Source organism: Limnobacter sp., assembly GCF_036405155.1.
Classification (GTDB): Bacteria; Pseudomonadota; Gammaproteobacteria; order Burkholderiales; family Burkholderiaceae_B; genus Limnobacter.
Genome location: NZ_DASWYD010000004.1, coordinates 407,137 through 432,222 on the forward strand (window position 1 = coordinate 407,137; position 25,086 = coordinate 432,222).

General features: G+C 57.1%; 26 protein-coding genes. 14 read left to right on the forward strand and 12 right to left on the reverse strand.

Annotation, left to right across the window (positions count from 1 at the left end; all coding sequences use genetic code 11):
• The first annotated feature begins 132 nt into the window (after window positions 1–132).
• From VGE55_RS05780 to VGE55_RS05820, 9 genes are all read left to right on the forward strand, one after another.
• Entirely contained in the window at window positions 133–1,242 is a 1,110-nt protein-coding gene (locus VGE55_RS05780; protein ID WP_331130747.1) for an alpha/beta fold hydrolase, read from the forward strand.
• Between the two features lie 19 nt (window positions 1,243–1,261).
• Window positions 1,262–1,909, forward strand: a complete 648-nt coding sequence (locus VGE55_RS05785) for a hypothetical protein (RefSeq protein WP_331130748.1) — start codon at window positions 1,262–1,264, stop codon at window positions 1,907–1,909.
• A 64-nt stretch (window positions 1,910–1,973) separates the two neighbouring features.
• The gene (locus tag VGE55_RS05790; protein WP_331130749.1) at window positions 1,974–2,411 is read left to right on the forward strand and encodes a MarR family transcriptional regulator; all 438 of its coding nucleotides are present in this window, start codon (window positions 1,974–1,976) and stop codon (window positions 2,409–2,411) included.
• Window positions 2,412–2,501: 90 nt separating this feature from the next.
• Complete coding sequence (locus VGE55_RS05795; RefSeq protein ID WP_331130750.1) at window positions 2,502–2,924, forward strand: organic hydroperoxide resistance protein; 423 nt, start codon at window positions 2,502–2,504, stop codon at window positions 2,922–2,924.
• A gap of 66 nt (window positions 2,925–2,990) precedes the next feature.
• Window positions 2,991–3,368, forward strand: a complete 378-nt coding sequence (locus tag VGE55_RS05800; protein WP_331130877.1) for a YqaA family protein — start codon at window positions 2,991–2,993, stop codon at window positions 3,366–3,368.
• Between the two features lie 49 nt (window positions 3,369–3,417).
• Window positions 3,418–4,212, forward strand: a complete 795-nt coding sequence (gene modA, locus VGE55_RS05805) for a molybdate ABC transporter substrate-binding protein (protein ID WP_331130751.1) — start codon at window positions 3,418–3,420, stop codon at window positions 4,210–4,212.
• A gap of 4 nt (window positions 4,213–4,216) precedes the next feature.
• The gene (gene modB / locus VGE55_RS05810; RefSeq protein ID WP_331130752.1) at window positions 4,217–4,882 is read left to right on the forward strand and encodes a molybdate ABC transporter permease subunit; all 666 of its coding nucleotides are present in this window, start codon (window positions 4,217–4,219) and stop codon (window positions 4,880–4,882) included.
• A complete protein-coding gene (locus VGE55_RS05815) occupies window positions 4,879–6,057 on the forward strand; it encodes an ABC transporter ATP-binding protein (protein WP_331130753.1) in 1,179 nt (392 codons plus the stop codon). Before modB ends, VGE55_RS05815 begins: the two co-directional genes overlap by 4 nt.
• 81 nt (window positions 6,058–6,138) lie before the next feature.
• Entirely contained in the window at window positions 6,139–8,736 is a 2,598-nt protein-coding gene (locus VGE55_RS05820) for a DUF6351 family protein (RefSeq protein WP_331130754.1), read from the forward strand.
• Between the two features lie 16 nt (window positions 8,737–8,752).
• Here VGE55_RS05820 and VGE55_RS05825 read toward each other — a convergent pair whose 3' ends face one another.
• Genes VGE55_RS05825 through VGE55_RS05835 form a run of 3 tightly spaced genes read right to left on the reverse strand, consistent with a single transcriptional unit; the run spans window position 8,753 to window position 10,789 of the window.
• Entirely contained in the window at window positions 8,753–9,154 is a 402-nt protein-coding gene (locus tag VGE55_RS05825; RefSeq protein WP_331130755.1) for a biopolymer transporter ExbD, read from the reverse strand.
• A 27-nt stretch (window positions 9,155–9,181) separates the two neighbouring features.
• Window positions 9,182–9,871 (reverse strand): MotA/TolQ/ExbB proton channel family protein, encoded by a 690-nt coding sequence (locus tag VGE55_RS05830; RefSeq protein ID WP_331130756.1) that lies wholly within the window; start codon window positions 9,869–9,871, stop codon window positions 9,182–9,184.
• A 21-nt stretch (window positions 9,872–9,892) separates the two neighbouring features.
• Window positions 9,893–10,789 carry an energy transducer TonB gene (locus tag VGE55_RS05835; protein ID WP_331130757.1) on the reverse strand — a complete coding sequence of 299 codons (897 nt, stop codon included), beginning with the start codon at window positions 10,787–10,789 and terminating at the stop codon, window positions 9,893–9,895.
• 133 nt (window positions 10,790–10,922) lie between these two features.
• Here VGE55_RS05835 and bfr point away from each other — a divergent pair, with 133 nt between their 5' ends.
• A complete protein-coding gene (bfr, locus tag VGE55_RS05840) occupies window positions 10,923–11,402 on the forward strand; it encodes a bacterioferritin (RefSeq protein WP_331130758.1) in 480 nt (159 codons plus the stop codon).
• A gap of 105 nt (window positions 11,403–11,507) precedes the next feature.
• The gene (locus tag VGE55_RS05845; protein WP_331130759.1) at window positions 11,508–11,714 is read left to right on the forward strand and encodes a (2Fe-2S)-binding protein; all 207 of its coding nucleotides are present in this window, start codon (window positions 11,508–11,510) and stop codon (window positions 11,712–11,714) included.
• Here the strand turns inward: VGE55_RS05845 and VGE55_RS05850 are convergent.
• Window positions 11,689–13,596 (reverse strand): c-type cytochrome, encoded by a 1,908-nt coding sequence (locus tag VGE55_RS05850; RefSeq protein WP_331130760.1) that lies wholly within the window; start codon window positions 13,594–13,596, stop codon window positions 11,689–11,691. The genes VGE55_RS05845 and VGE55_RS05850 overlap by 26 nt on opposite strands.
• Before the next feature lie 97 nt (window positions 13,597–13,693).
• Here VGE55_RS05850 and VGE55_RS05855 point away from each other — a divergent pair, with 97 nt between their 5' ends.
• Complete coding sequence (locus VGE55_RS05855) at window positions 13,694–14,938, forward strand: carbohydrate porin (RefSeq protein WP_331130761.1); 1,245 nt, start codon at window positions 13,694–13,696, stop codon at window positions 14,936–14,938.
• A 13-nt stretch (window positions 14,939–14,951) separates the two neighbouring features.
• Here the strand turns inward: VGE55_RS05855 and VGE55_RS05860 are convergent, their stop codons facing one another.
• The 6 genes from VGE55_RS05860 to VGE55_RS05885 all read right to left on the reverse strand — a co-directional run bounded on the left by VGE55_RS05860 (window position 14,952) and on the right by VGE55_RS05885 (window position 21,145).
• The gene (locus VGE55_RS05860) at window positions 14,952–15,422 is read right to left on the reverse strand and encodes a DUF4405 domain-containing protein (protein ID WP_331130762.1); all 471 of its coding nucleotides are present in this window, start codon (window positions 15,420–15,422) and stop codon (window positions 14,952–14,954) included.
• Window positions 15,419–16,354 carry an FAD:protein FMN transferase gene (locus tag VGE55_RS05865; protein WP_331130763.1) on the reverse strand — a complete coding sequence of 312 codons (936 nt, stop codon included), beginning with the start codon at window positions 16,352–16,354 and terminating at the stop codon, window positions 15,419–15,421. The genes VGE55_RS05860 and VGE55_RS05865 overlap by 4 nt, the downstream gene beginning before the upstream one ends.
• Window positions 16,288–16,821, reverse strand: a complete 534-nt coding sequence (locus VGE55_RS05870; protein ID WP_331130764.1) for an FMN-binding protein — start codon at window positions 16,819–16,821, stop codon at window positions 16,288–16,290. The genes VGE55_RS05865 and VGE55_RS05870 overlap by 67 nt, the downstream gene beginning before the upstream one ends.
• Before the next feature lie 10 nt (window positions 16,822–16,831).
• Window positions 16,832–18,124 (reverse strand): hypothetical protein, encoded by a 1,293-nt coding sequence (locus tag VGE55_RS05875; RefSeq protein WP_331130765.1) that lies wholly within the window; start codon window positions 18,122–18,124, stop codon window positions 16,832–16,834.
• Window positions 18,121–19,374: a cytochrome-c peroxidase gene (locus VGE55_RS05880; RefSeq protein WP_331130766.1), complete on the reverse strand. Its 1,254-nt coding sequence runs from the start codon at window positions 19,372–19,374 to the stop codon at window positions 18,121–18,123. The genes VGE55_RS05875 and VGE55_RS05880 overlap by 4 nt, the downstream gene beginning before the upstream one ends.
• An 88-nt stretch (window positions 19,375–19,462) precedes the next feature.
• Entirely contained in the window at window positions 19,463–21,145 is a 1,683-nt protein-coding gene (locus VGE55_RS05885) for a pyrroloquinoline quinone-dependent dehydrogenase (protein ID WP_331130767.1), read from the reverse strand.
• Window positions 21,146–21,439: 294 nt separating this feature from the next.
• Here VGE55_RS05885 and VGE55_RS05890 point away from each other — a divergent pair, with 294 nt between their 5' ends.
• Entirely contained in the window at window positions 21,440–21,607 is a 168-nt protein-coding gene (locus VGE55_RS05890) for a hypothetical protein (protein WP_331130768.1), read from the forward strand.
• Window positions 21,608–21,624: 17 nt separating this feature from the next.
• Here VGE55_RS05890 and VGE55_RS05895 read toward each other — a convergent pair whose 3' ends face one another.
• Window positions 21,625–22,857: an MFS transporter gene (locus tag VGE55_RS05895; protein ID WP_331130769.1), complete on the reverse strand. Its 1,233-nt coding sequence runs from the start codon at window positions 22,855–22,857 to the stop codon at window positions 21,625–21,627.
• A gap of 42 nt (window positions 22,858–22,899) precedes the next feature.
• Window positions 22,900–23,844, reverse strand: coding sequence for an AEC family transporter (locus tag VGE55_RS05900; RefSeq protein WP_331130770.1), 945 nt, complete (start codon window positions 23,842–23,844; stop codon window positions 22,900–22,902).
• 216 nt (window positions 23,845–24,060) lie between these two features.
• Here VGE55_RS05900 and VGE55_RS05905 point away from each other — a divergent pair, with 216 nt between their 5' ends.
• Window positions 24,061–25,062 carry a TRAP transporter substrate-binding protein gene (locus VGE55_RS05905; protein WP_331130878.1) on the forward strand — a complete coding sequence of 334 codons (1,002 nt, stop codon included), beginning with the start codon at window positions 24,061–24,063 and terminating at the stop codon, window positions 25,060–25,062.
• Window positions 25,063–25,086: the final 24 nt, after the last annotated feature.

Below are 25,086 nucleotides of genomic sequence, written 5' to 3' on the forward strand. Positions count from 1 at the left end.
AGTAACTTGGGGGTAACTTTAGAGTTGGGCCACCAAATTGCCCGGCTGAAATCTGCAACAATCCCGCAAACATTGAAACCGAGGCTGGCCCTCCACAAGACCAGCCCGCCACAATTTAGAGACATCACCGCCATGGCCAATTCCCTCAGTCTTCGTCGCATCAGTTCCATGTCCAACAATGGCTGGGACCGCCTGTTCAAAGCCAAAACCATGGTGCGGGCCGGTTTGCAGCCTTATGAGGTGGTGCACGAGCGCGGCATTCACCAGGTGCGCCATTACTTGCCGTTGACCGAGGATGAAATCATGGTGGGCGAGTCGGTGGTGCCGGTCAGCAAGACCCGCAACCCCATTCCCTTGGTGTTGGTGGCACCTTTGGCCGTCAACATGTACGTGTATGACCTGTTGCCCGAGCGCAGCCTGGTCCGTTACCTGATGGCGCAGGGCTTTGATGTGTACCTGGTGGACTGGGGTTGCCCAACTCGCAAACAGGCTGGGTTGACATTGAATGATTACATTGCCGATTTTTTGCCGGAATGCCTGAACGCTGTGCGTGAGCACTCCGGCTCCAAGAAGTTGAACCTGCAGGGTTGGAGCATGGGCGGTGGCATGGTGCTGGCCTACACCGCCTTGTTCAAAGACGCCGACATTCACAGCATTGTGACCTATGGCACCCCGATTGATGGCCATGCCAACGGCGCCATTGGCAAGCAGTACCAAAAGCTGGCCCATGTGCTGAAAACAGCCCGGTTGAATTTCCGGAAAGTACCTGCCAAGTTGTTGTACACACCGGGCTGGGCCAACGTGATTGGTTTCAAATTGCTGGACCCAGTGGGCAGCCTGAAAGGCTACTGGAGCCTGTTTACTCAACTGGACAACCGCGAGTATGTGGCCCAGCATGCCAACCAGGCGGCATTCATCGACAGCTTGGAGGCCTACCCGGGCGGCGCGCTGCGCGACTGGTTTTGCAGCATTTGGCTGGAAAATGAAACCGCCCGCGGGCAGTTCAAGGTGGGCAAGCAGGTGGCGTATTTTGCAGACATCAAATGCCCGGTGCTGGGTGTGGCTGGCAAGTCCGACAACCTTGCCAACGTGAGCTGCTGCAAGGCCATCGTGAATGTGGTGGGGTCGGACGTGAAAGAGTTTTTCATTGGTCCGGGTGGTCACATTGCCATCATGAGCGGCAAAGACGCACCCAACACCATTTGGGCCAAAACCGTGAGCTGGATCAACGCACAGTCCTGAAGCCGGTACACTCACCCCCATGCAATACACTTCATGGGCAGTGTTGGCCAGCCTGATGTGCCTGCTGCCCACGGGTGTGCAGGCCAACGGCTTTCAAAACTTTGACGACGCGGCACTTATCGACCAAGTGGCGGGCGCGGTGGCCCGTGGCTACGGCAAAATGCACGGCTACCGCGTGCAGTTCAAAATGCTCAATGAGTCCACCCCCTACGAGTCTGCGCTCATGACGCAGTACACCCCGGCCAACCGCACTTGCACTTTTTTCATCAATCCCAAAGACACGTCCTGGCACAGCTTCGAGCATTACCTGCAGTTTTTTGAGGGCCTGCCCAAGAAGGTGGTGTACGAGGCGTTTTTTGCCCATGAGTCTGGCCACTGCGTGCAATTCAAAGAGCAGATTGATTTCGGCCCGGTGCAACGCGCACAGCGACAAGAGTTGTATGCCGATGTGTTTGCGTTGTCGCATGTGGAGCGCTATTACCCAAAATATCGACCTGCTTTTCAGATGGGCCTTATCAAAATGCGTTCGGTGGAGAAGGGCACGCCTTACGATTTTTCGCGCCTCCTGCACAAGCTGTTGGGCCAACCTGATTTGTTGACTGCCCTCAAAGTGACTGGGCCGCAAGACCGGGCCTTCGCGATTGCGCGCGCCGTGGACCGTTTGTAAATCCACCGGTACTGGATTGTGTTACCGTTGGGCCATTCTGAAATGAGGATGCAATCCCACTGTCATGGCTGATCACGATCCCCTGTCGCTGGACAACCAACTCTGCTTTTCCCTGTACTCCACCTCGCTGGCCATCACGCAGTTTTACAAGCCCTTGCTGGAACCGATTGGGCTGACCTACCCACAATATTTGGTCATGCTCATTTTGTGGAAAGAAGATGGCCTGAGTTTGATCAATATTGCACGCCAACTGGGACAGCAGCCCGGTGCTTTAACCCCCGTGCTGAAGCGCATGGCAGAGCAGGGTTTGCTCACCCGGGAACGCAGCAACGAAGACGAGCGCCAGCTTAAAATCCACTTGACGGACAATGGCCGTGACCTGCGTGCACAGGCCTTGATGGTCAACCGTTGTCTGTTTGAAAAGTGTGGCATTAGCACCGCACAATTGCTGAAATTGAAAGCCGAGCTGGACGAACTGCGCGCGAAAATCCAATCCAGTTGATTGAAAAATTCCATGATGCACTGGCTTGCAGTTAATTCGTTATCGCGATAACATTTGTCCAGTCTGATCACCCACCCCACAGGAGCCACCATGCAAGTTGTTTATTCCACTCAAGCCACATCCACTGGCGGCCGCGAAGGCAAATCAGCCACCAACGACGGGCGCCTGTCGGTTGCCCTGAGCACACCCAAAGAACTGGGCGGCAACGGCGGCCCGGGCACCAACCCGGAGCAACTGTTTGCAGCCGGCTACTCGGCCTGTTTCATCGGTGCCATCAAGTTTGTCGCTGGCCAGGACAAAATCAAACTGCCCACTGAGCCTGAAATCACCGCGGTGGTGGGCATAGGCGGCAACCCCAAAGGCGTGGGTTTTGCCATTGATGTGGAATTGAAAATCAAGCTGGAAGGCTTGGACGCAGCAGCGGCACATGCGCTGGTTGAAAAAGCGCACCAGGTTTGCCCATACTCCAACGCCACCCGCAACAACGTGGACGTTAAGCTGACCCTGGTTTAAGCAGGTTCTTTTTTGACCTACCTCGCGCTGTTTTTTTCGGCCCTGGTGGCAGCTACCTTGCTGCCCATGGGCTCGGAGGCGGTGCTGTTTGCCCTCGTTCGCGAGGGCAAACCCATTTGGGCGCTGCTGTTGATTGCAACGGCTGGAAACACCTTGGGATCGGTGATCAACTATGCCTTGGGCCGTTGGCTGCTGCATTTTCAAGACCGCCGCTGGTTTGTGTTCAAGGCCCATCAGTTGGAGCGCATCACCCAAGCGTTTCATCGGTACGGGCGTTGGAGCCTTCTCTTGGCCTGGTTGCCTGTGGTGGGCGACCCACTAACGTTTGTTGCAGGTGTGCTGCGGGTCTCTTTCTGGCAATTTTTAATGTTGGTGGCTGTTGGCAAGGCGGCTCGCTACGGGGTGGTCATTTGTGCATCAAAATACAGCCTGAACTGGTTTTGACCAGCCCGCATCGGCACAATGTGCAAGTGCCATCACTGTGTTAACCAACATGCCCCTGATTGCCCAAGCCATTCGCTGGATTCAAGCCCTGACCTTCACTGTATTGCTGCTGGCCCCGCCCCATGCTTTGGCCGACACGGTCACGGTGGCCACCGCAGCCACGTTGCGATACGCCATGGACGCGCTGTCCACCCGGTTTGAACAGGCAACAGGCCACACCGTTCGCGCGGTGTACGGTGCCAGCGGCCAGTTTTACAGCCAAATACGGCAGGGCGCCCCCTTTGATGTGTTCATGGCGGCCGACCTGGAGTTTCCCCAAAAGCTGGTGACCGATCGGTTGGTGCCTGGCCCGGTGGTCACCTATGCAGAAGGGCGCTTGGTCTTGCTGCTGCCCAGGGCCCGTCCGGGGGCTGAGGTGTCCAGCCTGTTGAAGGCCGACCCAACCTTGGGTGATTTGAAAGCAGCCATCGCCGATGGCCGCTTGTCCCGCTTTGCGATTGCCAACCCGCAGTTGGCTCCTTACGGCATGCGTGCACAAGAGGCGCTGGAGAAAGCCGGGCTGTGGCACGCCATTCAGCCCAGGCTGGTGTTGGGCGAAAACATTTCCCAAACGGCGCAGTTTGTGTCCACTGGCGCTGCGCAGGGCGGCTTGGTCGCATTGTCATTAGCCATGGCCCCGCAACTGGCGCAGGCCACCCAGTACGTGTTGATTGATCGCAACCAGCACAAGCCCTTGCAACAGGGCATGGTGCTGCTTCGCAATACGCAGGCCAGCCGCGCATTTGCAGCCTTTGTACAAGGGGCTGAGGGCAAGGCTGTGTTGCGCAAGTTTGGTTACGAGTAAGCCGATGGATTGGTCCGCTTTCAGACTGTCGATTCAACTGGCGCTGGGCACCTTGCTGGTGCTGTTGCCCGTGGGGTTGCTGCTTGGGCGTTGGTTGTCGAAAACGCCATTCCGTGGTCGGGTGTGGATAGAGGCTGCCGTGTTGTTACCCTTGGTGTTGCCGCCCACGGTGATGGGGTATTACCTGTTGGTGGCCGTCGGTGGCGGCAGTGCGGTGGGGCAGTGGCTTCAATCGCTGGGTGTGTCGCTCACATTCAACTTTTCAGGGTTGCTCCTGGCCTCGGTGTTGTTCAACATACCCTTCATGGTTCAACCCATTCAGCGGGCTTTTGAATCCATTCCCCACAGTTTGAATGAGGCAGCCCAGGTCAGTGGTTTGTCGCAATGGCATATCTTTTTGCGCATTGAGCTACCCCTGGCTTGGCCCGGTATTCTTTCTGCCTTGGTGCTCACCTTCGTTCACACCCTGGGTGAGTTTGGCGTGGTGTTGATGATTGGCGGCAACATTCCAGGTGAAACGCGAACCTTGGCGATTGCCATCTACGACCAGGTGCAAGCGTTTAACCTCGCCTCGGCCAACCGCATGTCGCTGGTGCTGCTGTTGTTTTCCATGGTGGCGGTGGCTATGTCATTGGCACTGTCAGGTCGACGCGGGCGGCGCACCACATGAGCAGCGTGCAGCAGGGTCTCTTCATCGAGTTGAGTCAGGCTCATCCCATGCGCCTGCACGGCGCGTTCAGTTGCCAGCCGGGCGAGTTGCTGGTGCTGGTGGGCCCTTCCGGTGCAGGCAAGTCGTCGATGCTTCGGGTCATGGCAGGGTTAATGCGGCCTGATGCCGGGCACATGCGCGTGCAGGGCGAAGTCTGGATGGACCTGCAAGCGGGCGTGTTTAAAACGCCCCAGGCGCGTCGTGTGGGCATGGTGTTTCAACACTATGCGCTAATGCCGCACCTCAGTGCCATCGACAATGTGGCATTGGCCCTCATGCACCTGCCCAAGGTACAGCAGCGGGCTGAAGCCATTGAATGGCTAAGCCGTGTGAAACTCACCGGCGATGAAATTCACCGAAAGCCGGCTGGGCTTTCCGGTGGTCAACAGCAACGGGTGGCCATGGCCCGCGCGCTGGCCCGACGTCCGCAATTGCTCTTGCTGGACGAACCGTTCTCTGCCGTGGACTCGATGAACCGGCAGGCCTTGTATGCCCTGCTGGCAGACCTGCGCCAATCACTGAACATCCCCATGGTGTTGGTGACGCACGACCTGCAAGAGGCCCGGCACCTCGGCGACAAGTTGGTGGTGCTGGATGGTGGTGAGGTGCTGCAGGAAGGCGCGCCCGCCGAAGTTCACCAGCGCCCGCGCAATTCCCGTGTGGCCGACCTTGTCGGTATTCAAAACCGTTTTCATGGTCGGTGGTTGGGGGCAGGGCAGGCGTCAGGCACTGGGCTTTTGCAATGGCTGGAAAAGCCGGATGCGACCGAGTCAACCTCCGGGCCTGTGCTGCAGGTGTCGGACAAAGGAAAAATTCCCGCAAACTTCCCGGTCAGTTGGGTGGTTCATGCCGATGCTTTGGAGCTTCACCACACGTTGCCTGTTCAGCGTTTGGGCGATGCATCCACAGAGGTGTTGCCGGTGGAAGTGGTGCAACTGCGCGACCTGGGGGAGCTCAGCCTGGTGGAATTGGCGTTGGCCGACCATCCTGCGCTGCACTTCCGATTGGTGGTGTCTGGTCCGCAGCGGCCAGGACTGCGCCTTGGACTGTCCTTGTGGGTCTGCATGAACCTGCAGGCGGTTCACATCATGCCCAAGAAAAGTGGCCAAAACCCCGCCGCTGTGTCAAAGAGTTGACGTTCACAAGCTGTTGATGTGAATCGGGTTTTTGTCCTCTCCATGTACCAGTTCATGGAGACAACCCACCACACAACAACCATGACAAAACAATACCTACACGCTTGGGCTTTGGGCAGCCTGGTTTTACTCTCGGCCTGCATGGGCGATGGTTCGTCCATCTCGACCTTGTCCAGCAATGGCACACCCACCACACCCACTGAGAATGGTGGCGGCAACCCCACCACGCCGCAGGAGGAGCAGTTTTTTCCCGGCATCTTGGTGTTGTCCAACCGGTCAGACCTGATCAGCGGTGGCGATGCCTTGCTGGAGATCAAGGCCGATGACGTGGCTGATCTTCAGAATGTGAAGGTGATGGCGGGCACGGTGGATGTGAGTGACCGTTTTGCCCTGCGCAGCAATGGCCGTTACATGGGCCGCGTGGTGAATTTGCCGTTGGGTGAAACGCGGATTGTGGCCAAGCTCAAAAGCGGCAAGAACCTGTTGACCACCGTGGTGAACCACCCCAACGGCGGTCCGGTGTTCTCGGGTCCACAAGTTCAGCCGTGGACTTGCACCAATGAAAAAGCCATCAACGCCCAGTGCGATCAACCGGCGGAATACAGTTTCAAGTACCTGCCAGCGAACCAGTTGCAACACGTGTTGACTCAGTCAGACCCGGCTGCGCAGAAGTTTGCACCCACCTTCCTGCCCTACGATCCGAGCAATCCGCCAGCAGATTCCGACATCGCCACCACCACCACAGAAACCGGTGTGACCATGCCGTTCATTGTGCGGGTGGAGCGCGGCTTTCAAAACCGCGATCGTTACCAGATCATGTCGCTGTACAACCCCAAAGACGGCTGGGAGCCCTGGAAGGCGCAACCGCAGTGGAACCACAAACTGCTGATTCACCATGGTGGCAATGTGGGCGTAACCTATGGCCCGGGCAACCCGCCCAATGGCGATATTTCCGGCACTGCACCCGATGGACTGGAATTCGTGCTGGGCGACAGCATCACCGTGGCCTTGGGTCGTGGTTTTGTGACGCTGTCCACTGCACTGGCCAACCTGGGCCACAATGTGAACCTGGTCACTGCGGCTGAATCACTGATGATGGCCAAAGAGCGCATCATCGAACAGTACGGCGAGTTGCGTTACACCATTGGCACCGGTTGCTCGGGTGGTGCCATTGCCCAGCAGCACATTGCCAATGCGTACCCCGGCATTTACCAAGGCATCATCGTGCAGTGTTCATACCCCGACGTGTGGACAACCGCCACCCAGTTTGCGGAGTACAACCTGCTCAACACCTATTTTGGCCACCGCTACCCGGGTGCCAATCCACAGGAAGACTCCGCGCAGTTCCCCAACTACAACCGCAACTTCATCCCCATTGTTCAATACCCGGCCGTGTATGGCCACTTGCCCGTCAACCCGGTGGTGTCCGACCTCGCATTTTTCCCCAGTGCCTACCCCACACAAGCCGATTGCCCGGGCCTGCGGGGTGCTGCCAAGCAATACGATGCAGTCAACAATCCGGGTGGTTTGCGCTGCGGTCTCATCGATTACATGAACACCCAGTTTGGTACACGCCCACCCGAACGCTGGTCGGCCAATGAGAAAAAAATTGGGCGCGGATTCACGGGCCTGCCGCTGGACAACATCGGTGTTCAGTATGGTTTGGGTGCACTGAAGCAGGGCCTCATCACACCCGACCAGTTTCTGGACTTGAACAAGAACATCGGCGGCTTTAGCGTGGATGTGAAGCGTCAACCCGAGCGCACGCTGGGCGATGTGTTTGCCATCTCGAATGCCTACAAAACAGGGGCCATCAACACGGCAGAAAACCTGAGCAACATCCCCATCATCGACCTGCGGGGCGCCGACCCCGGCATTGCCCACGATGCTTACCACAGCTGGCAAATGCGCGCCCGCCTGAAGGCCAAGCAGGGCCATTTCAACAACCATGTGATTTGGTTTGGGCAAATTGTGTTGGCCGGTGACAGCACTTACAGCACCGAGGCCTTGTTGGTGATGGACCGCTGGCTGAGTGCCATCGAGGCCGACACCAGCAACAAGCCACTGCCCGAAAAAGTGGTGGCGGACAAACCCGCTGCTGCACGCGACAAGTGTCTGTCTGCTCAAAGCCTGTATGCCCAGGACGGTCCGTTTGTGCCGCTCAGTGGAAACCTGTTTTATCCCCGTCCGCTGATTCCAGGCACTGCGTCCAATCAAATTCCGACACCCCCACCCGAGGCTGGACAAATTGTTGATGCAGTGGCCAACCAGGTGTGTGGCGTCGATTTTTCGGCCTACGACCCGACAGGACAGTCCACCCAGGTGACCGGCCCGTTGAGCAATCTTCAGCACTTGATTGTTCAAACCCGGTTTGGAACCCCGCGCACTGTGGCGGGTGACAACATTCAGACCCTGACCAACAAGTGCCAGTTGAAACCGGTGGATGCCAAGGATTATGCCGGTGTACCAGCCATTACCGATGCGGCCGCATTTGCTGCCAAGGTGAAGGACATTTTCCCGCAGGGGGTGTGTGACTTCAGCAAGGAACCGGTGGGCGTGCGCCGCACGGAAACCTGGTTGAAGTACGGCACAGCCACCGAGAAAGTGGTGGCCGGTATGCCACTGCCGGCGCGCCCGGCGTTGTCTCAACAAGGCTGGTATTCGGCTGCATTTCGCTGATGACCTAGGTCAGTAATCACTGGGGTTGCGTGATGAACCCCAGTTTTTGAAGGCCGGCGCGTTGTGCGGCGGCCATCACTTGCACCACTTTTTCATACTCCACATGGCGGTCGCCCTGAATGCGCAACTCCGGTTGTGTGGTCTGGGCGGCCGCAGCTTTCAGGCGGACCTCCAGCGCGGGCAAATCCAGCGCATCGTCGTTCCACAACAGTTGCCCGTCCTTTTTCACAGTCACGGTCACCACTTCTGGTTTAACCTCGGTGGGCTGCTGGGTGGCTTGTGGCAGATCGACTTTCACCGAGTGCGTGATCACCGGCACGGTGATGATAAAAATGATCAGCAGCACCAGCATCACGTCCACCAAGGGTGTCATGTTGATCTCGCTGATTTCATCCTCATCGTAAGCATTCATGGCCATGTCTGTTCTCCGTTGACCCCAGTGACTTCACAGGTCATTCTTTAAGGGTGAGCCTGTCAGGAAGTAAGCGTGCAGTTGGCGCGAAAAACGGTTCAGCCGCCCGACAATGCTTTTGTTGCCTCGGGTCAGGGCGTTGTAGCCCAGCACGGCCGGAATGGCCACAGCCAAACCAAAGGCAGTCATGATGAGTGCCTCGCCCACTGGGCCAGCCACTTTGTCGATGCTGGCCTGGCCCGACACACCAATGCCCACCAAGGCGTGATAAATGCCCCACACCGTGCCAAACAACCCCACGAAGGGCGCGGTGGAGCCCACGGATGCCAGTATCGATAAACCCGATTGCAAGCGCTCGACGGCATCGTCCATGGCACCCCGCAGGGCTTCACTCAACCAGTCGGCCAGGTTCATTTGGCCATGCAGGTCGTCCCGGTTGTTGCTGTGGTGGTTGACCGCGGCCTGTGCTTCCAGCGCCAGGTGATGAAACGGGTTCCCGCCATCCGTTGTGGCCAGAACCTGCAAGCCTTCCGCAAAGCTGTGGGTGTGCCAAAACTGGTCCACTGCCGCAGCCGATTTTTTGATGCCGATGAGGCGCAGGCTGCGTGTGACAATCACTGTCCATGAGGCAATCGACATGGCCAGAAGCGCCATGGCCACGGCCTTGATGACCCAATCACCCTGTGTCCACATGGCTGCCAATCCGTAGGGGTTGCTGTCCATACCACTGTTTCCTTCTCGAATTTAATTGCTGTTCAGTACAAAAGACACCGGCTGCACATACCAAAATGCAATCGGCTGGTTCCCGCGTTTGGCAGGCACGTATTTCCATTTTTTGACCGCTGTCATGGCCGCATCGTCCAGCCGGGCAAAGCCGCTGGACTTGTTCAATTTCAAATCGCCCACACTGCCATCGGGCAAAATGTACACATCCACCAACACGCGACCTTGTTCGCCCAATCGCCGGGACAGGGCCGGGTAGGCTGGTGGCGGGTTGTTGAGGTGTGCTGCATCGGTTCGGGGTGGTGTGACGGCTTGCGTATCAGGCGCAGGGGGTGCATTGGTGGCGTTCGGCGTGACACTTGGGCTCACCGTTTGAGCCTGGGCTTGCGTTTGAGTCTGCGCTTGAACGGGTGTGGGTACCACAGGCGTTGGGGCTGGCGCAGCGGGCAGGGCGGCCGGCTGTGGCGTGACGGCTTTGGGCCTCTCTGTGACCACAGGTTTGGGCTTTGGCTTGGCAGGTTCCAGTGGTTTGGGCGCGGGTGGGGCCGGGGCTGGTTCGGGTGCAATGAGCACGCCCACCACGCTGGGGGCGATCACGGTGGGTGGCGCAATGTGAACCTGCCGCCCAATCCACAGCAACACCACAAGGTGGGCCACCACAACACCCCCCACAACCAGTGCTTGCGAGCGCTCGCGGTGCTGCGCAGACCCCGGGGCGGGATGTTGCTCAGGCGGCATCACAGGTTCAGGCATTGCAAACTGCATAGGGTCGGTGTGGTTGTTCAATGTGGGGCCAGTGGTGTGACTGAAGTCTAACAATTGCAAGGCTTGTGCCGATTGAGGAATGCCATGAAATTCCGGGTAAAACGGGGCAATCTGCCCAATTGCGTCAAAATGCCACAACCAAGGAGGGTTCATCCAAGGTGTTTATGATATTGCAAATAGTTCTCATTTGCAATAATGGACCAATCTGAATGGGACAGTTTGATGGTGGGGTGTGGCTGCCGGTACACTTCGGTTGTTCTCAATTGCCAACACACAAGGAATCATCATGAAAGGCTCAGCCAAAGTGATCGCCGCGCTGAATGCGCAACTGAAAAATGAACTCACCGCCATCAACCAGTATTTCTTGCATTCCCGCATTTTCGGAAACTGGGGTTTGGATGTGCTGAAGAAGAAGGAATATGAAGAATCCATTGGTGAAATGAAACACGCCGACAAGTTGATTGAACGGGTCTTGATGCTGGATGGTTTGCCCAATTTGCAAGACTTGGGCAAGTTGATGATTGGCGAAAACACACAGGAAATTCTGGAAAGCGATCTGAAGATGGAAACTGCGGCCCAGGCCACCATCAAAGACGGCATCATCACCGCCGAAGGCGAGAAGGACTTTGTATCCCGGGATTTGCTGAAGGAGATTCTGGAAGACACTGAAGAGCACATCGATTGGTTGGAAACCCAGCTGAGCCTCATTCAGCGTGTGGGTTTGCAGAACTTTGAGCAGTCCATGATGGGTGTTCAAGGCAGTTGAGCTGACCATTGAATTGGACCGTTGGGTGAAAAACTCTACTTTGGGTCTTGATTATAGTAATGCGAATCATTATTATTTAATCAAATTCCCCGAGTGGAGCCCAACGTGATTGTCTGTATTTGCGCCAATGTGAGTGACCGAACCATTGCCCAAGCCGTTCGCGAGGGTTGTCAGTCGGTGGAGGACATCACCATGAAAACCGGTGCCTGTTCAGGTTGCGGCCAGTGTCGAGGCCATTGCCAAGCCGAGTTGCAGGCCCATGCGGCTGTGGCGCAGGCCAAGTCGCTCACTGAACACTGCGCAGTCGATTGACTTCGCTGCTCGACACGGCGGAGGCCGAATTGCCCCAACTTTGCCGCACGTAACTCACCACGGCGGCCACATCACTGTCGCTGAGTTCGCCCCGATAAGGCGGCATGCCGTGGGGCACCGGGTTGTCTCGTGTGCTGGGCGCAAACCCTCCGTTTAGCACCATGCGAATGGCATTGGCCGGGTTGGGCGCAATCACACCACTGTTGCCAGCCAGCCGGGGGTAGGCGCCTGTTTTTCCCTCACCCTGTGGACCATGGCAGTCCACACACTGCTGCTTGTAAACTGCCTCGCCCTTGCGCAGCAAGGGCTCCAGGTTTTGACGGGCAACAACCGTGTTTGATTTCTCATCCGGTGACTGGGCCGGAAGGGATTTCATATACACCGCCATGGCTTCCAGGTCGGCACGCGTCATGAATTGCAAGCTGTGAGCCACCACCTCGGACATGGGGCCCGTCACTGCTCTGTCTTTGTTTTTCCCTGTGCTTAGGTATTCCACAATGTCGCTGACGGACCACTGGCCCAGGCCATCGCTGGGGTGTGAATTGAGCGCGGGGGCAAACCAGTTCAAGACGGGTATGGTGGCGCCACTGAGGTTTTTATCCGTTCTCAAAGCCCCCAAGGCATTTCGCGGGGTGTGGCAGGCCGCACAGTGTCCGGGGCCGTTGACCAGGTAGGCGCCCCGGTTCCACTGAGCGGTTTGTTTCGCATCGGGCACATATTCGCCGCCACTGAAGAACAGGGTGCGCCACACCGCCATCAGTTGGCGTTGTTTGAATGGAAACTTCATCTGCGCTTTGGGTGTGGCCTGTTCCACCGGTTTGATGCGACGCAAATATTGATACAGGTCATCCACATCCCGACGGGGCATTAGGGTGTAATTGCCAAATGGAAACGCCGGGTACAGGTAGTGCCCTTTCCTCGAGATGCCTTCGTGCATGGCCCGGTAAAAATCATCGGCCGTCCATTTGCCCAGCCCCGTGTCCTTGGCTGGCGTCAGGTTGCTGGCATACACCGTGCCGAAGGGGGTTTGAATGGCCTTCCCGCCCGCATAGGGCTTGTTGCGATCACTGGTGTGGCAGCCCATGCAGTTGCCAACGCGGGCCAGGTAGGCACCGCGTTTTTCAGCCTCTGTCAGCAGGGCCAAATCCACCGGTTCTGGCGACAGGGTGTGCGTGGTGGGTTTTGCGGTTTGGGTGTGGGTGCCGCACTCCATCGGGAATGACACACTGCCCGCCGGTGCCGCTGCGGCGTCTTTGGGAACGGGCAGTGACGCCAGATAGGCCGTAGCTGCGTTTATTTCCGCATTGCTCAAGGCTGTGATGATCGACCCCATGCAATCTGGCTCGGCCGCATGCCGCTGGCCATTCATCCATTTGCCAATTTGAGCGGTCAAATAGTCCCTCGGCAGGCCAAGTAGACCTGGGGTGTAGGGCTCCACGCCCATCAATCCTGACGCATGGCAATTCACGCAGGCAGGCACCTGTTTGCCCGGCATGCCCTGCGTCACGATCTGTTTGCCCAATTGCAATTCGGTGGCAGTGGCCTTGCTGGGGGCGGGTTGTGGGTAGGGTGGGTGTTGGGCTGAAAAATAATTGGCCATCTCCCACAACGCCGCATTCGACAACGGTTGCACAATGCTGTTCATGGCGGCATGCACCCGGCCACCGTCTCGAAATGCAATCAGCTGGTTGTAGAGGTAGCCAGCCGGCTTTCCCGCGATGCGCGGAAAATAACCCTCGGCGCTGGCACGGCCTTGGTCACCGTGGCACATCACGCAGGCCTGCACCCGGTCTTTGAGTTCGGCATCCGTCAATGTTCGGTTGTTGGCCCAGGTCGAGCCAGCAAAAAAACCAAGGAGCAGGACGGAAACAAGGCGGTGCATGGCGCAATCTGTAAGGTCAGGGGCCTCCATTGTATACGCAGCCCCGCGCATTCAATATTTTGATTTCATCGACAAACCACAGGGACTAACCCGAGCGATGTTCACTATCATTCAGGTTCATTCCTTGATCTCGCCGACCATGCCGACTGAGCGTACACCCCTGTCAAGAGCCGCATTGAGTGGCCTGCTGCTGGTGATGCTGGGCTGCTGCCTTACTGCGCAGGCTCAGGATGGGGAACAACCATCCCTGGTCCTGGTGCGGGGTGGGCTGACTGGCGTGGTTCAGCAAGCGTGGGGGCAGGCCGATCCTGCGGGTACAGACACCACGATCCGGGGGGACGTCGACATTGAACGCTCGCTGGTCTCTTTGGATGCCGACTGGTTCACCCACATTCGGTTTGGGCGAGGCGCCAGCCTGTCCAATCGGCTGCCCAATACATTCACCAGCGATGTCAATTCCGTTGCTTTTGGCCATCACAATGCACCCGACGAGTTTCAGGTGCTGCTGGCGCAATCCTGGTTGAAATTTGATCGACCCTTGAATGGCCTTGGTTCAACCGACAATCCTGCGATGGTCTCACTCACCATCGGAAAAATGGATCCCACCGTTTTTTTCGACACCAACTTCAAGTCCGACGAGGAGAGTGAATATTTTCTGAACAACGTCTTTGTGCACAACCCACTGCTGGATTCGGGTGGCGATGTGGGGGCCGACTTTTATGGTTTTTCTCCAGGCCTTCGGTTGGCCATCACGCCCAACCCGGCTGGCGAGCAACGTTCCACTTGGTCTTTGGGGTTTTTTGGCAGCGGCAATGGGCCCACCTTCAATGGCAGTCGTCGACGGCCATTCTCAATTGCCCAGTGGCAATACGAGGTGGGCGATAGCGCATCGCCCCAAGCCCGCTTTGAGGTGTATGTGTGGCAAAACCCCAGCGTACCCAACATGGTAACCGGTGTTCTGGAACGTCATCAGGGCGTGGGTTTGTCATTTCATCAGGCGTTGTCGCCAAACTGGACCTTGATTGGGCGCGCGGGGCAAACCGTGAAAGGCACTGTCCGTTTTGATCAGGTGCTGACCACGGGCATTCAGTCCGCGGGTGCATGGTGGGGGCGCCCCAAGGACCATGCGGGTTTTTCACTGGGGGGGTTACGGGCCAGCGCCGACTACGTGTCACAGGGGTTGGGGCAGGGCACGGAAGTGAATGCTGAGCTGTATTACGCCTGGCATGTTTTGGACAGCCTGCAGGTTTCGCCCCACATTCAATGGGTTCACAGACCTGCAGCGCAGGCTGCGCAACCCGACATTGTGGTGGCTGGTTTGCGCACCAAATGGTCTTTTTAGGGCTTTGGCAAGCTCACGATCTGGAGCGTCGGCCTATCCAGACATGGGTTAGCACCAAGCCGCACAATGCAGCACCCACAACCCAGTGGAGGGTGGACCACAGCGGGCGTGTTTCTTCAGACGTGAAGTAGTACAGCCAATAGCCGCTCAGGGTGAGCACTGACAACACCAGCACCATGGCCCAGCCACTGAACCGGTTTCGGCCCGACCGAATGGCCCGGCGAATGTGGCTGTGCAGTATGCTGCCCGTGAAAAACAAAGCGAACATGGCCGCAGCGCCATGCAGCTTCATGGACCACGGTTCAAGGGGGTGAACCAGTTCGCCAAACTCACCGGGCTTGCGCAACAGGTGGTGGGCAAGCAACCAGAGAAACCCGGTGCCAGCCAGTGCAAGCAGGCTGGTGTACACGGCCCGCCGGCTCCAGCCTGGAATGCGAAGATTGGTGGGCGTTGCGGTGGTGCGGGCCTTCGATTGGCTGGTCATGATACTGGCCGTTCATCTTTGGGTGGTTCAGGCAACAACAGCGTTTCAGCCCCCAGGGCCTGCATCCAGGGGTGTTGGGTGTGGCCGCTGGCCATCACCACTTTGGTCAAGGCATCGGCCAACATGCAGGTCGGCGCAATCACCGACGCGCTCTGCACCGTGTTGATGGCGCGCAACGTCATGGGCTCAACCAGTGCGCTCAGTGTCAAACCAGCCTCTTGTCGCTGGCTATAGTAGCAGGCCGAGGTTGCCAAGGCCTGATCGGTCAACTCAAGTGATCCAATCGGTTTGCCGGGTTCTGCCGGGTCTCGAATCAACACAGGGAAGCCAGGCAAGCCATACACTGCCAAGTCACCACCCGCATTCACCACGGCTCCGCTGCTGGTGGACTGTCGTGCAAAAGCATCCCGCAACACCAGCAAAGCCTGGTCCACCGCATACCCTTTGGCAATCCCGCCCAAGTCAATCCAACCCGGTGATTTTTTCGTCACCTGTTGCTGGTGAATATCGATCATGTCGGCCAGTGCGGTGCATGGCGGTATGCCGGGTGCGGGCTGCGGAATATAACCCCAACGCACCAACTGCGGTGCCACACCCGGATTGAACAGCCCGCCTGACAATCGTTCTATGTGCAAGGCGCACACCAACACCTGCGCAATGTCGTCCGATACTGCCCGTGTTTGACCTGGCTGAAGTTGATTGATCTGGTTCAGTTCACTCAGCGGGTCGTGGAACGACATCAAGCGCTGGATGTGCTCAATTCGCGCAAAAGCCGATTGGACCAATGCATTAAAGGCGTTGTCGTCCATGGACGATTGCACGCCAATCTCGACCAGTGTGCCCAGCAGTGGGCGCGCCCGGCGCCTCATTTGTGCAGCACGACCTGAGCCGTGGCGGCAATGCGGCGCACGCCGTCGGTAACGTGCGTGCATGACAGGGTTGCACCACTGATGTTGGCAATCCCATGGCCCACTTGAAGCTCACTCAGGGTTGTTTTGCCTGCAAACTGTGCCCGCCAGGCCGCGTTGCGAATTTCGAAACCGTGGCTTTCACGGTAAGTCAAAATCTCCAGCTGCCGAACGGCACCATCGGCATTGATGGCCACCGCATAATCGATCAGGTCGAATTTTCCGATGACGGAGTCCAGCACGACATAGCCCAGCGGATGCTCACCTTGTTTGGCCTGAAAAACCCGCAGGTGCAGTGCGCGCGGCAACTGTCCCGACTTTTTTTGAATCTCCTGAGCCTGGCCTGCAGTCAGCACCCAGTCTTCCTGTGCAAATGACGTGGCTTCCGGAAACAATGCCTTTTGGGCCTGTTCAATGCTGAGGTATTGCACCGCGTGCACCTGCTCGCAGGCAAACGCGCACAACAGGGCAGCGCCAGTGTGCAGTTTCACGTTGAGGTCCTTAGAAAGAATAACCAACACCCAAGTCAAAGCGATCCAGGTTCCGGTTTTGTGCAAAGCGTTGGTAATCGGCCTTCAACACCACACCTTCACCGATGCGGAAGTTGGCACCCACCGTGGTGACTTTCTGCTCTGCATCAGGCAGGTTGGCCAGCCCTGCCGGCATGGCTTCAAACGTACGACCGGTGTTGAAGCGCTCGTAGCGCACAAAGGGGCTTAAGCGGTAGTCTCCAGACTGCCACACCTGGTAGGCAGCTTGTGTGTACCAACCTTGAAAGGATGAAGGCACCGGCGTTGCACTGCCCGCATTCGCAAGATTTAGCGCGGCCGTGTCGCTGATGGTGCCGCGTGCAAACAGGGCCGACACATCGAGCGCGCCGGGGTTATAACGGCCGTGGGTTTCCCACAGCGTCACGCGTGCATTGCTGGCCGCAAACCCGGGTTGCGATTGTGCAGCCCCACCCGTGAACACCGAGCCACCCAGTTGCAAGCCTGGAACGCCACGCCAGTTTAATGCCCCGTACACCGCGAGGTCACCGGCAGCGGCCAGTTGACCCTCTTGGTGAACGCTGCCCAAGGGCGATGATTTTCCGTCCGATGCGCCGCTGAAATCCCACTTGTTCAAATTGAAACCGGTGGTGATGCCCACCTCGGTGCTGATGCCATTGTCAAACGAATTGCTCAAGCCCACACCCACCTCTCGCCAGGTGGTCGGAATGATGGCGGTTTCGACAAAGTTGCGCTCTACACCATAGTAAGCGGTGGGCTCGTGGTTGGTGTTCAGCAGGCCCGATGGAATCAAAAACAGGCCGGCTTTGGCCTGCATGCCGGGCGTTAGTTCGCGCTCCACATACAACTGCTCAACCGCTGTCTCGCCCTGGTCGCCACTGGATACGACCGCGTGTTCCCATTCCAGTTCGGTCACCAGTTTGGTTTTTTCATCAAACCGGTGTTGGAATCCAATCACGGCCCGGGCCACATCGGCCTGTGTTTTGCTGCGGTCGTGAATGGGGCGGTTGAAATTGATTTCACCGTAGCCAGTGATCACGGTGTCCGACGGTTTGGCCTGCTGCGCAGACGCCAGAACCGCTTGTGTCTCCACCTGGGTTTGAATCACCTGCTGCTGGCTTTGTTCCAAGGCAACCGCTTTTTTGCGCGTGTCGGCCAGCTCGGCCCGCAGGCTTTCAACCTGCGCTGCCAGTTTGTTGATTTTTTCCAGCAACTCGGCTTCGGATGCTTGCGCAACAGCCGGCAACAGGGCAGTCAAAGAAAGTGCAATCCAGGTTTTGTTCATGGCTGGTATCCGTCGGTGAGCGTGTTCAAGAATTGGATGAGGTCGTCGATGTCGGCCTCGGACAGGGCTGGTTGTTGGCCAGGGCCCCGGTTGTAAGGTGCTTCGGTCGTGTTCACATTGCCGCGGTAAGCCACCGGCAAATCATTGAATTTGTCGGGTACGCCGCCCACCAGCGGGTAAAACTCCTCCGGGTTGGTATCGCGCCGCACATAAAAGCGCAGGGCATCCCGAAGGGTTTTGAACTGGCCGTTGTGAAAAAACACGCGGCGGGTTGCCACATTGCGCAGGGTCGGCACCTTGAATGCGCCGCACAGGTCGGTGCGGCTACTCAGATCGTCTCGGCTGCACAGGCCCAAATCAAAATACGCTGTGTCGCTGTTGGCTGGAATGTCTGGGTTGCGTGGCACACCCAGGTTGTCGTAGGTGAAATCCGTGAATAGCGGAGGTGAGCCATCGGCACCCTTGGCGCTGGGGTGGCACGCAGCGCAATTGCCTTTGTTGGGGTTGTTGAACAACGCCAAACCCCGCAACTCGGCCGGGCTCAGGTTTGTCTTTCCAGCCAGAAAAAAATCATATTTGGAATCAAAGGGCGCAAAGTCCGGGTCTTCAATTTCATAGCGCTGAATGGCGAACAATGCCCGTGCAAACGCGTCGTCCGGGTTGTCGAATATGCCAGCACCAAACACCTGCCGAAATTGTTCGGCATAGGGCGTGACCTTCAGCTTGTTGATGAAGTCGGCTTTGCTGGCATTGGCCATTTCATTGGCCGCCAGAATCGGCCGTGCTGCCTGATCGGCCAGGGTTTGTGCACGCCCATCCCGATTGAAGCCACCCACCGGTGTGCCGTCGCTTTCGAAGTGAAAGGCGGGGGTTACCGTGCTTAAGTAGCGCAGGGACGGTACGGAACGCGCACCCGCCGTGGTCAGGGTGGGGCCGCCGAGCTGAACGGCCAGGTTGTTGGTTTGGGCGTGGGCGTTCGCAGGGTCATGGCAGGTCGCGCAGGACATTTGTCCCGATGCTGACAAACTGGGGTCGCGGAAGATCTGTTCACCCAGTTTGGCCACTGCGCTTAACTCATTGGCCTGCACCGCATTGCTCGGCGTGGTTGTGCCCGACGAGCCGCCGCCACAACTGGCGAGCAGCATCAAACCCAATGCTGCAGTTGCCCGCAGCGCGCATTGAAAGTGCGACCAGCGCCGTGCGGGCTGCATCTGCCGGATGCTGCCCACCTTGATTTGCCTTGAAAGCATGTTTGTTATAGTGCGAAGAATAACGCGAATGAGAATGATTATATTTTAAAATAATCAAATGTCGCAAGTTCAACGCGGTCGTGAAAGCTCAGCGCAGCTTCCAGGCCTTCACCGTGTGACCTTGTGTGTAGCCAAACAGCTTGTTGCCGCCAACGGCCACAGCAATATATTGCTCGCCATCCACGGTGTAACTCACCGCAGGTGCATTCACACCGGCGCTGTTGTTGGCTTCCCATAGGCGCTTGCCAGTGCTTGCATCCAGCGCAAAAAATTCTCCGCTGCCTTCACCTGAAAAAACCAAGCCACTGTCGGTGCTCAGCACGCCGCCGATCATTGGGTCTTTCACTTTGTGTTGCCACACCTTCTTGCCAGTGTCGATATTGATTGCGGTGAGCAAGCCATATTTCGAGCCGTCCTCCAGGGGGCTCATGCTCGAGTATTTCAGTCCAGGTTTTCCATCCCTTGGCGGGAGTTCATGCAGTTGGTATTTCACAGGCCAGTGTATGCCTGCGATGAACACCAGCCGCCGTTGTTCGTCCACAGAAACAGGCGACCAATTGCTGCCGCCCACCACGCCGGGGTAGATGACCGTTCCCTCCTTGGTCGGCAAGGCAAACATGTTGTTGTGCGGCACAAAGGGCTCACTTTTGTACAGCAGTTTTCCATTCAAGCGATTGAATGCATAAAACCAGCCTGTTTTCCCGGCCTGTCCTACGGCGGGAATTGGCTCTCCATTCACCCGCGCCGTGAACAGCACGGGTGGGCTGGCGACGTCGTAACCCCACAAGTCATGGGGTACTTGCTGAAAGAACCATTTCAACTGTCCGGTGTTGGCATCCAGCGCCACCAGCGAGGTGGTGTACAGGTTATCGCCGGGTCGGGATGAACCTTCCATTTGTGGTGAAGGGTTCCCCGTGCCAAAGTACAACATGCCGTTTTTGCGGTCGATGGCGGGCGTGCTCCAGGAAGAACCGCCGCCGTATTTCCAGGCCTCACTGTGCTGTGCCAACCGGGCTTTTTCCTCGGCGATGTTTCTGGGCAGTTTCACGCCATCGGGCGTGTGGGTCGCAAACCGACCCTCCCAGCCATGGTCGGGCACTGTGTCGAACTTCCAGACCAAGGCACCAGTCTCTTCGTCAAATGCCGCCATGAAGCCACGTCGGCCATAGTTGCCCGCAATGCCCACCACCGCACCCAGCGGCGCGTTGGGGTCTGGTGAATCGAGGTGAAGCCCGTAGCCAACGCCAGTGATACCAACAATCACTTTGCCGCCATACACCATGGGCGCCATGTTGATGCCCGCGCCCGAGGCACCTGATACCTCGCGTTTGCCCGGCTCGGTGGTGATTTGCCCCTGAAGTTCGCTCACGTCCTCCTGGATGCCTTGTTCACCCCCGGTGACGTCCACGTCCCACACTTTGCGCCCCGTGTGGAAGTCCAGCGCAATCAAGCGACTGTCCACCGTGCCCATGAACACTTTGCCGCCATGCACTGCAACGCCACGGTTCGCTGGTCCACAACACATGGGTCTCTTTTTCAGGCGTTCATGCGTGTATTTCCATAGAACCTTGCCAGTGGCTGCATTCAACGCCATGACATGGTTAAACGGCAACGACACCACCATGACACCATCCACCACAATCGGTGTGGCCTGAAAACTGGCGTCAATACCGGTGTCCACAGACCAGGCTTCCGCCAACTGGTTCACATTGACTGGTGTGATGGTGGATTGACGAACATGCCGCTGGTGTAGCCAGTCGCCGCCAAACATTGGCCAATCCGCGGATGGCGCCTGAGCATGTAGGGGCCCGGCAAGCAGGACTGCAAGCAGTGCGGTCAGCAATTGGGTAATCCGAGAGTGGCGCATGTGTTGAACTCCGACAAAACATCGAAGCATTCAATGCAATTCCCACTCCAGCCTTGCCATTGTGACGGTGTTTCAAATTGAGACAGTCGGTGTCGATGACGGTTGTTTGCGTGTCACAAAACTGTCACCGAAATGTCACGCTACACAAACTGCATCGCGTGTATATTTCGCGTAACTTGAAAACAGCGCAGGTGCACCATGTCAATCAAGCAGCAAGTGGATTTGCTCAAGGAAGTTGAGCTCAAATTGGATGAGATGGCCAAAGACAAAGAATTCAAGGAAAAATTTCCCTTGGAAGGCAAGGAACTCAAAGGCGTGCGCTTGGTGGTCTCCTCCATTATTCGCAGGCTGGAGTCGACCCATTAAGTCGACCCATGAAGTGGTCAAGGTTTTGTGCTGCCGTGGCTTACCATGCGGGCTGCCAAGGCAATAGCCAGCGCATTCATCACCACCGCGATCACTGCGCACGCCCAGTAATGTTCAATCAAGCCCTCCGCGTTGCGGGATATGACGTGCCCACCCACCAGTGCGGCCACGCCCATCGAGGCCGATTGCACCGATGAATTCAGCGTCATGAAGGTTCCGCGGTAAGTGGGGTTGGCCGCAGCCGTCACCAAGGCCATGCCTGGAATCATTCGCCCGCTGACCAGCACAAAAAATGCCGTACTGATTACCAAGAGTGCCCAGATCGGCAAACCGCCAGACACGGTTATGGCCACCATGGGCATCATGGACAGTACGGTGACCCGTGTCAGCATGGTGTGTTTGCCCAGTTTGTCGCACAGGCGTCCAATGACCTGCGCGCTCAGCAAAGTGGCAGTGCCCCCGGCAAGGTACATGAGCGGGATCTCGTCAGCGCCTAACCCACCGTTGCTGCTCATGTACAGCGTGATGTACGGAATGATCGAAAAACCGGCAAAGATCAGACAAAAGCTGAACGCAAAGGCTGTCCAGTGATTGCTATCTTTCAGCACGGCTGCAATCGCATGACCAACCCCTTGTGAGCGGTTGCCCGCCACGTGGCTGTTCATGGTGGGGATGGACTTCAGGCCGATGGCACCAAACACAGTGCTCAGCACCGCAATCAGGAAAAACGGCATGTGCCAACTGCTGTGGTTGGCAATGAACAGGCTGGCCGGCACCCCCAGCACCGTGGACACCGAGAACGACGTCATGACCACCCCCATGGCCTTGCCACGCCGTTCGTATGGAATCAGGTCACCGACGATGGTTTGCACCATGGCGGACAACACACCACCAAAAACCCCGGCCAATACACGGGCCACCATCAGGGCGTTGTAACTGGGGGCCAGACCGCAAGCCAGCGTGGCCAGGGCAAAGAGGCCATACAAAGTCAGCAGCAAACGCTTTCGTTCAAATCGGTCAATGTACGTGCTGGCGGTTAAGCCCGATACCCCGGCCGACAGGGTGTAGGCCGACACCAGCAGCCCAAACTGTGCATCGGTGATGTCGAAAGCCAGCTTCAGTTGAGGCCCCAGGGGCATCATGATCATGAAGTCGAGAATGTGCGTGAACTGGATGCCGGCCAGCACCAGCAACAGCGTGCGTTCCCAAGTGGTCAGGTTGTTGCTCTGCGGTGTTGATTGGGACGGCATGCGGATGCGACTCGATTCAATGCGTTGGATGGACTAGTTTACTCAATGACCCAAGGCACTCAATCCATACATGCCCAAGGTGACCGTGAAGATCGACAAAAAGGTGCTGAGCGCGATGATGTTGGCTGCCAAGCGGCCATCTGCACCCGCACCCATGGCCATCGAGAAGCTGCCGGCTGCCGTCGGGCTGGCCAGGAAAACCCACAGTATGACCAGCTCTCTGCCCTGGAACCCCAATAGCCAAGCCAGCAAACACCCGCCCACTGGCAACAGCAACAGCTTGATGACACTGGCTTGCACGGCGGCCACACCCGACTCACGCACGGCAAACCAGGACAAGGTGCCCCCCACGCAAATCAAAGCCAATGGCAGGGTAAGGTCTGCAAAATAATTGGCCGATTTATTGACCCACACAGGCAGTTCCAATTGGAACCAACTGGCTGCCATGCCCAGTACCACGGCCACCACCAGCGGGTTGGTGGCCAGCTCTTTCAGCACGTTGCGCCACCGAAATTCAAGGGTTGAGCTGTACACCGACAACACCAGCACCGAGAGCACATTGAAAATCAGAATGCTGAAGCCAGCCAGCACGCCACCCACGGACGAGCCAAAATCACCAAAATAACTGGAGGCCAGTGCGAAGCTCATCACCCCGCAGTTGCCCCGAAAACTGCCCTGAACAAACACGCCCCGTTGTGCCCGGGGAACCTTGCGCATGGCCCACAACCAACTGGCCACATAGCCCAGCAAGGTGCTGACGCCAAACATGGCCAGCAACTCAAACTGCACCGAGTGCCGAATATCGGATTTCCACAGGGACAGGAAGAACAGGGTGGGCATGGTGGCCTTGAACACCAGTGCAGAAGAAGTCTGAATGAAGTGTTCGTTGATCAATTCCATCCGTTTCAGTAGCAGACCCAACACCACCATGGAAAAGACGGGCGCAGTCACCGCGAGAATTTGAGACAACACCTCGAATTGAGTCATGAAACAGGGGTCAAAGGATTGCGGAAGGCCACCATTATTTCAGCGTTCACTGCCCTGTCAATCCTGATTCTCCCCGGTATTTCAAGGTCTACGTGTTTTACACAGTGTGGAAAGACACAGTTCGCGCCAAGCTGTGCTGCGAATAAGCTCCGGCTGTTGAATTGTCAACACCAAAGATAAGGAGCGAGTATGAATTCCAATAAAACATTCCTGTCCATGTTCTCGAAAGTGGCTGCTGTAGCCGTTCTCGGAACCATGGGTGCTTCGGCCTATGCCCAACAGCCCATTGTGATCAAGTTCAGCCATGTGGTTGCGCAAGACACACCCAAGGGTTTGGCCGCTGAATTTTTCGCCAAGCGCGCCGGTGAACTGACCAAGGGCAAGGTGAAGGTTGAGGTGTATGCCAACTCCACCCTGTACAAGGACAAGGAAGAAGTGGAAGCCCTGCAGGTGGGCGCTGTTCAAATGCTGGCTCCTTCGCTGGCCAAGTTTGGTCCTTTGGGTGCCAAGGAATTCGAAGTATTCGACCTGCCCTATATCTTTGACGACTACAAAGACCTGCATGCAGTGACTCAAGGCAAAGTTGGACAGGAACTGATGGCCAAGTTGGAGCCCCGTGGCATCAAAGGCCTGGCATTCTGGGACAACGGCTTCAAGGTTTTTTCTGCCAACAACCCCATGAAAAAGCCTGAGGACCTGAAAGGCAAAAAATTCCGCATCCAGTCCTCCAAGGTATTGGAAGAGCAGATGCGTGCACTGGGTGCTTTGCCTCAGGCCTTGGCTTTCTCGGAGGTGTATCAGGCTTTGCAAACTGGTGTGGTGGATGGACAGGAAAACCCCTATTCCAACATCTACACCCAGAAAATGCATGAAGTACAGAAAAACATCACTGAAACCAACCATGGTTACCTGGGTTATGCCGTGATTGTGAACAAGAAATTCTGGGATGGTTTGCCAGCCGATGTACGTGGCCAGCTGGATCAAGCCATGAAGGAGGCTACAGATTACGCCAACTCGATTGCCAAGAAGAAAAACGATGAGGACAAAAAAGCCATCATCGCTTCCGGCAAAACCGAGGTCTATGTTCCTACTGCTGCAGAGCGCCTCGCATTCAAGAAAGCCCTGGTCCCCGTGCACAAGAAGATGGAGTCCCGTATTGGCGCCGACATCATCAAACAGGTGTACGAAGCCACCGGTTTTGACCCCAGCAAGCTGTAATCACTCCATCAGAAGCGGAGATTC